Source organism: Ralstonia sp. 1138 (assembly GCF_040544795.1).
GTDB classification, from domain to species: Bacteria; Pseudomonadota; Gammaproteobacteria; order Burkholderiales; family Burkholderiaceae; genus Ralstonia; species Ralstonia flatus.
The window spans coordinates 1,634,470-1,648,612 of the sequence record NZ_JBEPKQ010000001.1 but is presented as its reverse complement, the minus strand read 5'-3'; the positions used below and the strand labels follow the sequence as shown (position 1 = coordinate 1,648,612).

Annotated in this window: 12 protein-coding genes; 5 read left to right on the top strand and 7 right to left on the bottom strand. The window is 65.3% G+C overall.

The genetic code is table 11. The features are described 5' to 3' along the window. Positions 1 to 4 precede the first annotated feature (4 nt). From ABIC76_RS07305 to ABIC76_RS07295, 3 genes are all read right to left on the bottom strand, one after another. Positions 5 to 532 carry an SRPBCC family protein gene (locus ABIC76_RS07305; protein ID WP_354533475.1) on the bottom strand — a complete coding sequence of 176 codons (528 nt, stop codon included), beginning with the start codon at positions 530 to 532 and terminating at the stop codon, positions 5 to 7. 234 nt (positions 533 to 766) lie between these two features. After that, entirely contained in the window at positions 767 to 1,198 is a 432-nt protein-coding gene (locus ABIC76_RS07300; protein WP_009239862.1) for a VOC family protein, read from the bottom strand. A 97-nt stretch (positions 1,199 to 1,295) separates the two neighbouring features. After that, the gene (locus ABIC76_RS07295; protein ID WP_354533474.1) at positions 1,296 to 1,727 is read right to left on the bottom strand and encodes a YybH family protein; all 432 of its coding nucleotides are present in this window, start codon (positions 1,725 to 1,727) and stop codon (positions 1,296 to 1,298) included. A 125-nt stretch (positions 1,728 to 1,852) separates the two neighbouring features. Between ABIC76_RS07295 and ABIC76_RS07290 the strand changes: the two genes are divergently transcribed. The 3 genes from ABIC76_RS07290 to ABIC76_RS07280 all read left to right on the top strand — a co-directional run bounded on the left by ABIC76_RS07290 (position 1,853) and on the right by ABIC76_RS07280 (position 4,888). Continuing rightward, positions 1,853 to 2,497, top strand: coding sequence for a TetR/AcrR family transcriptional regulator (locus ABIC76_RS07290; protein ID WP_354533473.1), 645 nt, complete (start codon positions 1,853 to 1,855; stop codon positions 2,495 to 2,497). A 160-nt stretch (positions 2,498 to 2,657) separates the two neighbouring features. After that, positions 2,658 to 3,497 (top strand): hypothetical protein, encoded by an 840-nt coding sequence (locus ABIC76_RS07285; RefSeq protein ID WP_316874412.1) that lies wholly within the window; start codon positions 2,658 to 2,660, stop codon positions 3,495 to 3,497. A 5-nt stretch (positions 3,498 to 3,502) separates the two neighbouring features. Then, a complete protein-coding gene (locus ABIC76_RS07280; protein WP_354533472.1) occupies positions 3,503 to 4,888 on the top strand; it encodes an LLM class flavin-dependent oxidoreductase in 1,386 nt (461 codons plus the stop codon). Here ABIC76_RS07280 and ABIC76_RS07275 read toward each other — a convergent pair whose 3' ends face one another. From ABIC76_RS07275 to ABIC76_RS07260, 4 genes are read right to left on the bottom strand one after another with little or no spacing between them, the layout of a single operon-like run. Continuing rightward, the gene (locus ABIC76_RS07275) at positions 4,889 to 5,173 is read right to left on the bottom strand and encodes a hypothetical protein (RefSeq protein WP_027680038.1); all 285 of its coding nucleotides are present in this window, start codon (positions 5,171 to 5,173) and stop codon (positions 4,889 to 4,891) included. 34 nt (positions 5,174 to 5,207) lie between these two features. Next, positions 5,208 to 6,122, bottom strand: a complete 915-nt coding sequence (locus ABIC76_RS07270; RefSeq protein ID WP_354533471.1) for a transglutaminase family protein — start codon at positions 6,120 to 6,122, stop codon at positions 5,208 to 5,210. Further along, the gene (locus ABIC76_RS07265; protein WP_354533470.1) at positions 6,122 to 8,692 is read right to left on the bottom strand and encodes a circularly permuted type 2 ATP-grasp protein; all 2,571 of its coding nucleotides are present in this window, start codon (positions 8,690 to 8,692) and stop codon (positions 6,122 to 6,124) included. Before ABIC76_RS07265 ends, ABIC76_RS07270 begins: the two co-directional genes overlap by 1 nt. A 21-nt stretch (positions 8,693 to 8,713) precedes the next feature. Further along, complete coding sequence (locus ABIC76_RS07260) at positions 8,714 to 12,142, bottom strand: transglutaminase family protein (RefSeq protein ID WP_354533469.1); 3,429 nt, start codon at positions 12,140 to 12,142, stop codon at positions 8,714 to 8,716. 239 nt (positions 12,143 to 12,381) lie between these two features. Here ABIC76_RS07260 and ABIC76_RS07255 point away from each other — a divergent pair, with 239 nt between their 5' ends. Next, on the top strand, positions 12,382 to 13,515 hold the full coding sequence (locus tag ABIC76_RS07255) for a zinc-binding metallopeptidase family protein (RefSeq protein ID WP_354533468.1): 1,134 nt from the start codon (positions 12,382 to 12,384) through the stop codon (positions 13,513 to 13,515). Positions 13,516 to 13,626: 111 nt separating this feature from the next. Next, positions 13,627 to 14,139, top strand: coding sequence for a hypothetical protein (locus ABIC76_RS07250; protein WP_354533467.1), 513 nt, complete (start codon positions 13,627 to 13,629; stop codon positions 14,137 to 14,139). The last annotated feature ends 4 nt before the right edge of the window (positions 14,140 to 14,143 follow it).

Here is a 14,143-nt window from a genome sequence, read left to right as displayed (position 1 = left end):
TCGCTCAGGACTGCGCAGCCGATTTGAGGTTGGCGAGACCGGCTTCAAAGTCCTTGCCGATCATCGCGTCCATACTGAAAAACAGGCCCATCACCTTGGAGATGAACGGGCTCGGGCCGTACATGGCCCAGGTCACGTGGGTGACGTCGCCGGCAGGCTTGAGCGTGAATTCCGCCGTGTTGTGCGCTTCGAACGGCTTCAGGAAATCCAGCTGAATCTGGATGCGGCTGGGCGATGCTGCATCGACGATCTCCATGCGCCCTGCGCCAACTTCCCGCGAGCCATCCCACGCATAGTTCGCGCCTGTGCCACTGACCGGCCCGCCATAGGTGCGCTTCATCGCCGGGTCACGCTTCTCCCACGGAGACCACGCCGTCCAGCGGTGGAAATCGTCGATCAAGGCAAACACCTTTTCAGGCGGCGCCTTGATGTCGATCTCGCGTTGCACGCGGAAGGTGTCCGGACGCGTGGCCGCAAAACCCAGCACAGCGACGATCGCAACGACGATGACGATCGCAATGATCTTCAGCATGAAGAACGCTCCAACAGATGGGGCAGCAGGTGAATAGACGCCTTTGCGCAGGCCATGCAAAGGGTCGCGGCGAGAACAGCCGATCGTCACCCGGGGGGGTGGTTTCGTTGATATTGGTAAGGCCCCGGTGATCGCGCAGTCTAGCACCGGGCCACGGCCCTGCGCCAAGGCAGGCCGACTACGAGTTTGCGTAGAACGGCCACCGTGCGGCGGCCGTTTTCATACGCACGGCCATTACATCGGCTTGGGTGCGATCACCATCCACGTGATGCCAAAACGATCGGTCACCATGCCGAACGCGTGGGCGAAAAACGTTTCGGACATCGGCATCGTGACATGGCCGCCATCGCCAAGCGCCTTGAAGGTACGTTCGGCAGCGGCGTTGTCGGCCACGCTCACGGACAACCCGAAACCCTTGAAATCCGTCTTGCCGCCAGCCATGCCGTCGGATGCCAGGATCTGGGTTTCGCCCACGCGGAAGGCGGCGTGCATGACCTTGTCGAGCGGAGGCGCCATGCCGCCACATTGCTCCGCCGTGGGCTGCGCGTCCTTGGGCGCGTCCTTGTAGTGCATCACCACATCGACCTTGGCGCTGAGCGTCTTCTTGTAAAACTCCAGCGCCTCTTCACAACGACCTTCGAAGAACAGATACGGTTGAACTTGCATCACAACTCCTTGGGGTGGACTTGGGGGACTGCAAAGCCGCGCACCGGGCAACTTGAACGCGCGGTTGGGGAAAGCGTTTGCTCGCCTTTCGTTGAACTCAACTGCAAGCGGTCTCGGGTACCGGCATGGGAACCGAAGCGTGTTCGTGAACCACCAGCCAGCGCCCATCGATCTTGCGAAAGCACACGGTGGCGCGCGTTTGCGCATCGTGCTTTGCACCGTCCCGATACCGCGCACGCAGGCGATTCACGCTGAAGCAATAGGCCAGGTCGCCGCTCACCTCGAGGTGCAGTTCGACAAACTGGAAATCCGCCTGACCATCCAGCGCATCGAACCAACCCTGCCAGTGACGGCGATACGCCTCTGCGCCTTTCACAAACAACGGCGGCATGACATCAAAGACCACTACGTCCGGCGCGTAGTGATGCATCACGGCATCGATGTCCTTGGCGCGCACAGCTTCTGCCCACGCTTCAATCAGGCTGCGCAGCTGCGATGCATCGCCCGCGGCCTCGCTCGCATTTGTCATATGGACCTCCTGAAAGTGCTTGGCATCCTGCGTGACAGCACCTAGTGTTGATTTGTGAACACTGTCCACAAACGATAGCAGACATAATGGACAGTGTCCACATCGCTTTTGCGGAGTTTCATCGCATGACCCAGGAACCACCCCGCCCGCCCGTGCGTGCAACGTATCGCCATGGCGACTTGCGGCGCGCGCTGCTTGACGCAGGCATTGAGCTGGCACGTGCCGGCGGGCCGGACGCCATCGTGTTGCGCGAGGCCACGCGCCGTGCCGGTGTCGCGCCAAATGCCGCCTACCGCCACTTCGCGGGGCGGCTCGATTTGCTGCAGGGGGTACGCGCAGCGTCACTCGCGGCGCTCGCACGCGCCATGGAGGCCGAACTGGATTCGATCGACCCCACGTGGCCGGCCGACGCACAGGCGCGTGCTTCACTGCGAGCCATCGGTGTGGGTTATCTGCGTTTTGCGCAAATGGAGACCGGCTTGTTCCGCACCGCGTTCGCCGTGCCCGACGAGGTGGAGAACGACGCCGACCCCGCCAAGGCAGGCGACAGCGGGCTCAACCCGTTCCAGCTGCTGAGCCTCGCGCTGGATCGCATGACCGCCGCAGGCGTGTTGCCTGCCGAGCGCCGCCCCGGCGCCGAATACCTGGCCTGGTCTGCCGTGCATGGGCTCGCGTTGCTCATCATCGACGGGCCCCTGCGCAGCCGCCCGCCGGAGCAAACCGGCGCCATCGCCCTGCGCGTGGTCGAAATGGTGGAGAACGGCCTCTAGGTCTAGAGCACGCCATGTGCGTGCAGCGTCTGACGACATGCGCAACGCTTCGTTTGCCAGCGCAAGCTTCAATGCAACGATGACAGCCTCGCTGCACCCGCTCACCCGGCCGGTGCATGCCCCATCAACCGGAGTGACCCTCCGCGACGAGGATGTCAGCATGACCCAAGCCCATCTCGAAACAATAGCCACCGCCCACACGCGCTACGGCGCCGCGCTGGAAAAAGACCTGTTCGACCGCGTTGCCGCCGTGCATGCGCCGCACCTGCCGCCCGCGCGCACGGAACCGCCGCGCGACGCACAGACGGCGGAAGAACTCGAAGGCGTGATCGACTACGCGGTGTGGAACGCCGCGCACGACTTGTTCATCGTGCAACTGGCGAGCGCGGGATTGGACCGGCTGTTTCGCGACACGCCCGACTTTCAGCTCGCGCTGTCGCGCCAGATTGGCGATGACGGCTTTCACGCAGTGGCCTCGCGCGAGCGTATTCGCGTGCTGTCCGGACATGACCAGATCGAACGCATCACGCGGGATGTGCGCCACCACTGGGATGTCCTTGGCGACTATCCGCTGACAAGCCAGGCCGCGTTTCTCGCGTGGGAATTCCACTACGAGCATCACATCCTCGCGCGGCTGCAGGTCAACCGGCGCACTTCACGCGTGCTCGATGTTGCCAACCGCGACTTTGCCGAGAACCGCATCATGCCGGACGAGGAGGTGCACCGCATCCTCATCACCGAATGGTGGCACGACCGGCTCGACGCCGCGTCGGATGGCGAGCGTGAACAGCTCGTCGGTGAAGTGCTGGAAGCCGACGACAGGCTGCAAGTGCTCCTCGGTGATTACCTGCGCGAATCGTGGGCGCTGAATGAACGCGCCGCCGGCATCGACACGCGCAACTACGTACCGCTGTACGACGCATGGCGGCGCGAGATTCTGGGCGTATTGCTGCAACGCCCCGCCGACACCCTGCCCGCCCTCACCAGCCTCGCCAGCTGACCGCGATGTCCAAGAAACCGATCCTGCTCAACGCGTTCAACATGAACTGCGTGGGCCACATCAACCACGGCCTGTGGACCCATCCGCGCGATACATCGGCCGACTACCGCAAGCTCAGCTATTGGACGGACCTCGCCAGGCTGCTGGAACGCGGCTTGTTCGACGGTCTGTTCATCGCCGATATCGTTGGCGTGTACGACGTGTATCAGCAGTCTGCCGACCTGACGCTGCGCGAGTCGATCCAACTGCCGGTGAATGATCCGCTGATGCTGGTGTCGGCCATGGCGGGCGTGACGGAGCATCTCGGCTTTGGCCTGACCGTCAACCTGACCTATGAAGCACCGTACCTGTTTGCGCGGCGGTTCTCCACGCTCGACCACCTGACCGAAGGCCGCGTCGGCTGGAACATCGTCACCGGTTATCTGGACAGCGCCGCACGCGCCATGGGCCTGCGCGAGCAGATCGCACACGACGAGCGTTACGACCGCGCGGATGAGTTTCTCGATGTGGTCTATCAACTGTGGGAAGGCAGTTGGGAAGACGATGCGGTGCTGCGTGATCGCGCCGCACGCGTGTTCGCGCAGCCCGACAAAGTGCACCGCATCCGGCATCACGGCCGCTATTACGACGTGGAGGGCTACCACTTGAGCGAGCCGTCTCCGCAACGCACGCCGGTGCTGTTCCAGGCGGGCTCGTCCGCGCGCGGGCAGACCTTTGCCGGGCAGCATGCGGAATGCGTGTTCCTGTCGGGCCAGAGCCAATCGGCCACACGCGATCAGGTGGCGCAGTTGCGTCAGGCTGCCGTGCAGGCCGGGCGCCGGGCGGATGACGTCAAAGTCTTCATGGGCATCACCGTCGTAGTCGACAAGACTGAAAAGCTTGCACGTGAAAAACTCGCCGAATACCAACGCTATGCCAGCGCAGAAGCCGGTCTTGCGCATTTCTCCGCGGGCTCCGGCGTCGACTATTCGACCTATGCGCTGGACGACCCGCTGCGTGCGGTGAAGACGAATGCGATCGAGTCATCCATCCGCCGCGCCACCGGCGGCGACACGCAGTTCACCGTGCGGCGCCTGCTTGATCAACTCGCGCTGGGGGGCCGCTACGCCACCATCGTCGGTGACCCACAGCAGGTCGCAGACGCTTTGCAGCAGTGGATGGATGTGACCGACATCGACGGCTTCAACCTGGCGCGTACGGTCACGCCGGAAAGCTATGCGGACTTCATCGACCTGGTCGTGCCGGAGCTGCAGAACCGCGGTGTCTACAAGACCGCGTATGCGCCGGGCACCTTGCGCCGCAAGCTGTTTGGCACCGACCGTCTGCCGGACGCCCACCCGGGCGCTCGACGGCGCCGACACCCCGCGCAGGAGCTGGCGGACCACCCCTGACTAAGCATTGGTCGTGGGCGCGCCCAGCATCTGCTGAAAGAGCGGAAGCAACGCTTCGTATGTCGCCAGATAGCCGATGGAACCGGTATGGCGCGACGCGCGTGCGGCGCAGAACAGCTCGTTGCGCAAATCCACCAGCGATGCGCGCCGTCGCTCGCGCGCGGCACTGGTGCAGGCTTCAAACGAGCCCAGCTCTTCATAGCCGTTGAACGACATGGCAAAGGCGAAGACGCCCGACACGTCTGCCGGGTCGGGCAGGTCTTGCCAAGAGATGTCCTTTTTCATGATGCCCCCACTGCACTACCAATCCGCCTTCCGATTACACGCTCGGGCGGCCCTCGCTCATCACTTCCCGCACGCTGACCGCCACGTCCACCTGATGCTCGCCGCCGCCGAGGATCATGCCGCGCAGCAGTGACACGTCGCTGTAATCGCGTCCGATGGCCAGGGTGACGTGGTCCAGGTCGGCCAGCACGTCGTTGGTCGGATCAAGATCCACCCAGCCGCTTTGCGGGCAGAACACCGACACCCAAGCGTGCGAGGCATCGACGCCAATCAGGCGCGGCTGCCCGGCCGGTGGTTCGGTCCGCAGATAGCCGCTCACATAGCGTGCGGGCAGCCCCAGCGCGCGAAGGCAGCCGATCATCACTTGCGCAAAGTCCTGGCAGACGCCCCGGCGCAGATCAAACGCCTGCGTGGCCGGTGTATCGAAAGCGGTCGCGGTGGGCGCGTATTCAAAGTCGGCATGCAGGCGATGCATCAGGTCGATGGCGCCGGCCACGACCGGCGTGCCGGCCGCAAAGCTTGCACGTGCGTAGCGCTCCAGCTCGGGGCTCAGCGCAATGTTGGGCGAGGCAAAGCAGAACTCGGCCTCGGGATAGAACACCGAACCGGCCTGATACCGCAGGCGCTGCGCGACAGACTCCCATGCCGGCGTGGCGGCCGGGTCCAGATTGGTCCAGCGCGGCTGCAGGCGCACCGTCGTCTTGCTGGTCATGCGCAGGCTGTCGTGCGGCGTATCGAGCGAGAAATACAGCACGTCGTTGCCAAAGCCATCGACGCGGCTGGTCAGATACGAGGGCGCAGGCTCGATCTGCTCGGCGTGCTCGAGCACCTCCTGCCACTGGCACGCACGCGGGCGAATGGTTGCCAGATGCTGCGCCGTCTCGACGGCCGTTGCGTAGTGATAGATCGTGCTGTGCGATACCGTCAGCAGCGCCGCGCGTGCATCCATCAGGCCACCTGCGCGGTTGGCGTGCTGGCGTGGCTGAAGTAGCGCGCGCTGATCTCGTTGGATGCGGCGGCCACGTAGTCGCACAGCTTGTCGCACAGGGCGATGAGGTTGGCGTAGCGGCCGTCGGCATCGGGTTCGCACAGCGCCTCCAACGAGGCAAGCGTATCGACCGCTGGCATCAGGTCGGCAAACGGCGGACGGCGCGTATCGGACGCAGCGCGTTCGATCTGCGCCAGCTTGGTCCGCAGCCGGTCGTACACGCCGTACAGCCCGCGCGGGTTGGTCGACTCCACCACCAGGAGGTCGAGCAGCGCCGGCACCTCCAGACGCCCCGGATACAGCGACCGGTAGGTGAGCGTGCTGTCGAACAGTTGCAGCAGCAGGTCAAAGCCTTCGGCGGTGGCCAGCTTGCCCTGCTCGGCAATCACGCGCAGGAAAGTCGCCATGGCCCCCACGCGCTCGATATGGCGGCCCGCAAACAGCAGGCGCCACGCCTCGTCACGCGTCATGCGGTCACCCTGCGCGCCGCTGATGGCGGAGAGTTGCGTCGCCAGATATTCGAGCAGATCGACCAGCGCCACACGGTCATGCGGGCCTTCGGCCGTGAGGTTGGCCAGCCCGTCGCGAAAATCGTTGCGCGCGGCGAGGATGGTTCTCCAATGGTCGTTCGACAGACGCCCGCGCACCTCACCCGACGAGCGCGCCTGCGCGGCCAGGCATTGCCCGATCCCGGCCGTGCCCGACTGCTCGCTCAAGCCCGCCACCAGTGCGCGCTCAAACGCGCTCGGGCTGCTGCGCGCGAACACATCGGCGCTGAAGATCAGGCCGCATTCCGCCGCCAGCTCCGTCAGCGTGCCGAACATGGTGTCGGCGTCGTTGGCCTCCAGCGAGCCGAGAATCAGGCGGCATAGGCGCACGCCGTTTTCAGCGCGCTCGCCATAGCGGCCGGACCAGAACAGGTTTTCTGCCGCGCGGCTCGACACCGTACGGTGCTTGCGAGCAAGGTCTGCCGGCCGCATCGGCGACGGCAGCAAGGAAAACGGCGCTGCCGGCTGCGGCTGATTCGACAACACCCAGGTATCGACGCTGCTGCCGCCCATCTGCATCGACGCTGAAGCCTGCCGCTCGGCCGCCAGGCGCGTAAAGCCGCCGGGCATGACGTGCCAGCCGCCGGCCATATCGGCAATGGCAAACACGCGCAACACGGAAGGCCGGCCCGCGAGCATGCCCGCCTCGTAGCGGGGCGTGCAGGAATACGGCAACGGGACCTGCACGGTGAAGGTGTCCGGCGCGCTGTCAATGCGTGCGCGCCAGTCAGCCAGCGATTGCGGGCCGCTTGCCATACCGGGTGGGCCGTCGGGGTAGTGTCCGGGCCAGGTCGGCAACAGCAGCCCGGCAGACAGGCGGGCCTGCGCCTCATTGCGCGCCAATGCCTCGCCGCACCACCATGTCGGCACGCTGGGCAAGGCGAGCGGCTCGCCCAGCAGCGCCTGCGCAATCCCCGGCAGGAAACCCAGCATGGCGGGCGATTCGACAAACCCCGCGCCGGGCACATTCGACACCATCACGTTGCCTGCGCGCATCACCTGCAACAGGCCCGGTACGCCGATGGTCGAATCGGCGCGCAGTTCCACCGGGTCGCAGAACACGTCGTCCAGGCGGCGCAGCACGGCGTGCACGCGTTCGAGGCCGTTGAAGGTCTTCAGGTAAAGCTTGTCGCCACGCACCGTCAGGTCCTTGCCCTCCACCAGGGTCACGCCCAGGTATCGCGCCAGGAAGGCATGCTCGAAATACGTCTCGCTGAAAGGGCCGGGCGTGAGCAGCGCAATGTGCGGCGAATCGCCGGGCTCGTCGTCGGACATGGTGGTGCGCGCGGCGGCGGCCAGCGTGCTGATCAGCTGGGAGTACGTCGGCGCCAGGCGCGTAGCACGCAACTCACGAAAGGCATCGGCAAACAGGCTGGAGACGATCAGCCGATTTTCGAGCGCATAGCCAAGGCCCGAAGGGGCTTCGGTGCGATGGCCGACCACCATCCATTCGCCGCTGGGCGTACGCCCCAAGTCCACTGCCACGATGTGGAGATACTGGCCACCCGGCGGCGTAAACCCGCGCACCGCACGCAGATACCCAGGATGGCCAAACACCAGCGCGGGCGGCACCAGCCCCTGCGCGAGCAACGATTGCGGCCCGTAGGTATCCGCCACGATGGCATTGAGCAGCCGCGCGCGCTGCATCACGCCCTGCTCGATCACGGCCCAGCTGTCGTGGTCGATCAGGAAAGGCAGCAGGTCGAGCGCCCACGGGCGCGGCTCGCCCTTGTCGGCATAGACGTTGTAGCTGATGTCGTTGTCGCGCACCTGCTGCGCGACAGAGGCGCGGGCCTGTTCCAGGCCGACCAGGCCACCTTCGCGCACATGCTCGAAAAACTGACGCCACGGTTCGCGCAACGCGCCCGTGGCGTCACGCAGCTCATCCCAGTGGCCCTCCCGCCCGGGCAACATGCGAAGGAGGGCCAGCACATCCGCGTGGGCGGCAGTGGGTTCGAGCGGCAGGGTCGACTGGTAAGACAAGATCGGCTTGGCTGGATGAAATTAGTAGCGGCGCAAATCCAGCGTAAACGGAAACTCCAGACTGCGCTCGGGCGACCGCACCTGCAGCGGTCCGGGCGTATGCCCGATGGTGAAGAAGCGCGCGCGGCGGCGGCTTTCCGCCTCGTAAGCGTTGACGGGAAACGTCTGGTAGTTGCGCCCACCCGGATGCGCCACATGATACTGGCAACCGCCCAGCGAGCGGCCAGTCCAGGTGTCGGCCAGGTCGAACGTCAGCGGCGCATGCACGCCGATGGTCGGGTGCAACGCCGACGCCTGCGACCACGCCCGGAACCGCACCCCCGCCACCTGCTCGCTCACGCGTCCGGTTGGTTGCAATGGCAAGGGAATCCCGTTGACCGTCACGACGTGCCGGTTTTCGTTCAGGCCCAGCACGCGCACCTCCAGCCGCTCGACCGACGAATCGACGTAGCGCACGGTGCCGCCCTGGGCACCCTCCTCGCCCATGACGTGCCAGGGTTCCAGCGCGCCGCTGAGCGTGAGCGAGATCCCGCCCGTATGGAGCTCGCCCACCAGCGGGAAGCGGAACGAGAAATGCGGTGCAAACCACTCGCGTTCAAAGGCGTAACCCGCTTCACGCAGATCGGCCAGCACGTCGTCGAAGTCCATCTGCACGAAGGTGCCGAGCAGGAAGCGATCGTGCAGCTCGGTGCCCCAACGCGTCAGCCGCGTGGTGTACGGCGTCTTCCAGAAGCGGGCAACCAGCGCGCGCAGCAGCAGTTGCTGCACCAGGCTCATGCGCGCGTGCGGCGGCATTTCGAAGCCGCGCAACTCCAGCAGGCCCAGGCGCCCCGTCGGGCCGTCAGGCGAATAGAGCTTGTCGATGCAGAACTCGGCGCGGTGCGTGTTGCCGGTCACGTCGATGAGGATGTTGCGCAGGATGCGGTCGATCAGCCAGGGCGGAATGTTGGCGGCGCCCAGGCGGTCCAGCTGGTGCTGCAGCTCCGCAAAGGCGATCTCCAGTTCGTACACCTGGTCGTTGCGCGCCTCGTCCACGCGCGGCGCCTGGCTGGTCGGGCCGATGAACAGTCCCGAGAACAGATAGGACAGCGACGGATGGTTGTGCCAGTACGCAATCAGGCTGGCCAGCAGATCGGGCCGGCGCAGGAACGGGCTGTCGGCCGGCGTGGCCCCGCCCAGCACGAAGTGGTTGCCGCCGCCGGTGCCCGTGTGGCGGCCGTCAAGCATGAACTTCTCCGTACTCAGATACGACTGGTGGGCCGATTCGTACAGGTATTCCGTATGGTCGACCAACTGCTCCCAGTTGCTGGCGGGGTGGATGTTGACCTCGATCACGCCGGGGTCGGGTGTCACCTGCAGCAGCTTCAGGCGCGGGTCGCGCGGCGGCGGATAGCCTTCGATGACGACCTGGACCTGCAGCTCGGCGGCGGTGGCTTCCACGGCAGCGAGCAGGTCGAGATAGTCGTCCAACACCGTCAGCGGCGGCATGAATACGTGCAGCTGGCTGTGGCCGGAGCCGAAGGTGTCGTTCTCGACCTTGGGGCCGGCGGCGCGGGCGGGGTCGCGCGCTTCCACGCAGAGGGCGGTGCGATGGACCCATGACGCGGATTCGCTGTGCGCTGGGATACGCGCATCCGTGGCCGAGCCGATACCGCGTGCGGCCGATGCGGCTTTCGTTGAGCCTTTCGTTGCGGCCCCGGACGTCACGCCGTCAGACTCACCCTGATATTGCATGCGCAATTCCGCTGCCGAGCGCAGCGGCGCACTCGGGCCGAACGGATCGTGCGCATGCTGATACGGATAGTCGCTCTTGCTGACCCACGGCAGCGAGTCGAGCGGCAGGCGATAGCCCATCGGCGAATCGCCCGGGATCAGATACATGCGTTCATCGCGGAAGAACCACGGGCCCGTTACCCAGCGCGCGCCGGCCAGCGCGGCATCGTATTCGCGCGCCAGCGGCAGAACATAGCCGGTGACGGCCGACAGGCCCGCGTCGAACACGCGGCGCAGGCGCACGCGTTCCAGTTCATCGTCGAGCCGTGAATCAAACGGGTCGACATTCACGGGCAGACGCCGCTCGCGCCAGAGGTAGTACCACGTGTCTTCGTAGCCGGCCTGGATGCATTGTTCGTCCACCGACAGCTTGCGCGCCAGATGATGCAAAAAGCGCTGCGCATCGGCAGAGGTGTAGCGGCCGGGCTCGCGCTCGTCGGCAAACAGGGTTGGATCGTTCCAGCAGGGCTGGCCGTCGGCACGCCAGTAGAGCGACAGCGCCCAGCGCGGCAGTTGCTCGCCCGGGTACCACTTGCCCTGGCCGATATGCAGGAAGCCGTTGGCGCCGTAGCGCTGGCGCAGCTTGTCCATGAGCCCGACGGCATAGCTGCGCTTGGTGGGGCCGAGGGCATCGGTGTTCCACTCGGCGGCATCGCGGTCGCGCACGGCTACGAAGGTGGGCTCGCCGCCCATGGTCAGGCGCACGTCCATGGCGTCGAGTTCGGCGTCCACCTGCGCACCCATGCGAACGACATTGGCCCAGTGCGCCTCGGTGTAGGGCTTGGTCACGCGCGGCGCTTCCAGCACGCGCGTGATCGACATCGTGTGCTCGAATTCGACCTCGCATTCGTCCACCGCGCCCGAGATGGGCGCCGCGCTGCCGGGCTCCGGCGTGCAGGCCACGGGAATATGCCCCTCGCCCGCCAGCAGGCCGGAGGTGGGGTCAAAGCCGATCCAGCCCGCGCCCGGCAGGTAGACCTCGCACCAGGCGTGCAGGTCGGTAAAGTCGACCTCGGTGCCGCTGGGGCCATCGACGGCCTTCACGTCGGGCGTGAGCTGCAGCAGGTAGCCGGACACAAAACGCGCCGCCAGCCCCAGTTGCCGCAGCGTCTGCACCATCAGCCAGCCCGTATCGCGGCACGAGCCGGAGCCCAGCGACAGCGTCTCTTCCGGCGTCTGCACCCCGGGCTCCATGCGGATCAGGTAGCGGATGTCGTGCTGCAGGCGCTGGTTCAGCCCCACCAGAAAATCCACCGTCCGGCGCGGCGTGCGGTCGATGCTGGCAACAAACGCCGCAAAGTTCGGCGTCATCTCGCGCTTGACGAGATACGGCGCCAGCTCGGCAGCCAGGTCGTCGGCGTAGCTGAAAGGGAACGACTCCGCCTCGGGCGCCAGGAAGAAATCGAACGGGTTGTAGACCGCCATCTCGGCGACCAGGTCGATGGTCACCTTGAACTCGCGCGTCTTGTGCGGAAACACCAGCCGCGCCTGGTAATTGGCAAACGCGTCCTGCTGCCAGTTAATGAAATGCTCGGCCGGCTCCACCCGCATCGAATACGAATGGATGGGCGTGCGGCAGTGCGGCGCCGGCCGCAGGCGCACCACCTGCGGCGACAGCTCGACGAGCCGGTCATAGCGATAATGGGTAACGTGGTTCAGCGCGACTCGGATCGACACACGGACTCCTCGGTAGCTCGTCATGGCGTGCCGGCGCGGTGCCGGCGGGCGGTTCAAGCAAGGTTCATGCCGTTTGTGCGGTCTACCAGGCTTGGGCCGACAGGCCATCCTGCCATGCGTGCATGGCCGTGCGTATGACACGCCGATGCGGTACAACGCTTGCTGGACGGCTCACCGCTGCCATCCCACCATCTTGGTTGGGGAGCACTCCGAACGCCAGTCCTTGCCACGGGATCGCCATGAAAACGTTCCACTGCAACCGTTGTCAGCAACTCGTCTTCTTTGAAAACGTCTTGTGCGAGCGCTGCGGCGCCCTGCTCGGCTACCTGCCTGACGTGGGCGAGATCAGCGCGTTCGAACCTGTGGACGAGCCCACAGAGACCGCGCAGACAGCGGAGAACGGGCAGCCACCGGAGCCAGCAACGGCCGAGGATAAGCGCTGGCGCAGCCTGCATCCCGAGGTACAAGGCCAGCTCTACCGCCAATGCCACAACTACGCGGTTGAAAACGTCTGCAACTGGATGATCCCGGCCGATTCGCCCGACACGCTGTGTCGCGCCTGCCAGTTCACCGACACGATCCCCGACCTGACCGTGCCGGAAAACCGGTTCTATTGGTACAAGATGGAGGTGGCCAAGCGCCGGCTGCTCTATACGCTCATGACGCTGGGCCTGCCACTGGAGTCGCGGCTGGAGAACCCCGAGACTGGGCTGGAGTTCGCGTTTCTGGAAAGCAAGGAAGACAGCGGGCCCGTGATGACCGGCCACAACCACGGCCGCATCACGCTCAACATTGCCGAAGCCGACGATGCCGCGCGCGAGAAGGCCCGCACCGAGCTGCGCGAGCCCTATCGGACGCTGCTTGGCCACTTCCGGCACGAATCCGGGCATTACTTCTTTGATCGCCTGATTGCCGGCAAGCCGATGTGGGAAGCCGCCTTCCGCGAGCGCTTTGGCGATGAACGCGCCAGCTATGCCGACGCCCTCAAGGCGTATTACGACAATGGGCCGCCGGCTGACTGGGCACAGCATTACATCAGCGCCTACGCCACCATGCACCCATGGGAAGACTGGGCCGAAACCTGGGCGCACTACCTGCACATGGTCGACGCGCTGGACACCGCCGTGTCATACGGCCTGGCACTGCTGCCCGACCATCCGCAAGAGCCCGAACTGACCGACCAGACCCCGGTGGAAGAAGCGAGCTTCAACAACCTGATGAGCCGCTGGTTTCCGCTCACCTACGTGCTCAACAGCCTCAATCGGAGCCTGGGCCAGCCTGATGGTTACCCGTTTACGCTGGCATCCCCCGTGATCGACAAGCTGCGTTTCGTGCACCGCATCATCGCTGCCTCCTCCCAGAAACCCGGTTGATCGCACCAATGTTGTGCGGCACAGGCGCCAGTTTGGATCGGGGGGAATATTTCGTGCAGCTGCCGCGTTTACCATCCGGAAGGTCAATCCCAGCATCCCCCGGAGAACGCCATGCCAAGACAACTCAGCAGATGGATCGCCCTGTCGGCACTCGCCCTGTGCGCGTGTGCCTCGCTCACCCCCGTGCAGACCGCGCAGAAGATGATCGGCCAGCCGGAAAGTGCCGTGCGGGAAACCTTTGGCGCACCCACCGAGACCTATCAGCTCGCGGACGGCACGCACCGCTGGATCTACTCCAAGCAGCCGCTCGGGCACGAGGTCTATGCCGCCGACTTTGACGCCAACGGCAAGCTCACCAACTATCGGCAGATGCTGACGGAAAAGGAAATCTACGAGGCGCGCCCCGGCGTGTGGACCAAACGCGATGTGCTCGAGCGCTTCGGCACGCCGAAAGAGCCGACGCAGTACTACCCGCTCATGAAGCGGGAGGCGTGGTCATATCGGATGTACGTCCTCGGGTCTCAGCAGGCGCACTTCAATGCCCTGTTTGACGACAACGGTCTGCTCGATCGCACCATGATCGTCGTCGATCCGCTAGGCGGCGGCCACCACAGCCGGAAATGACACA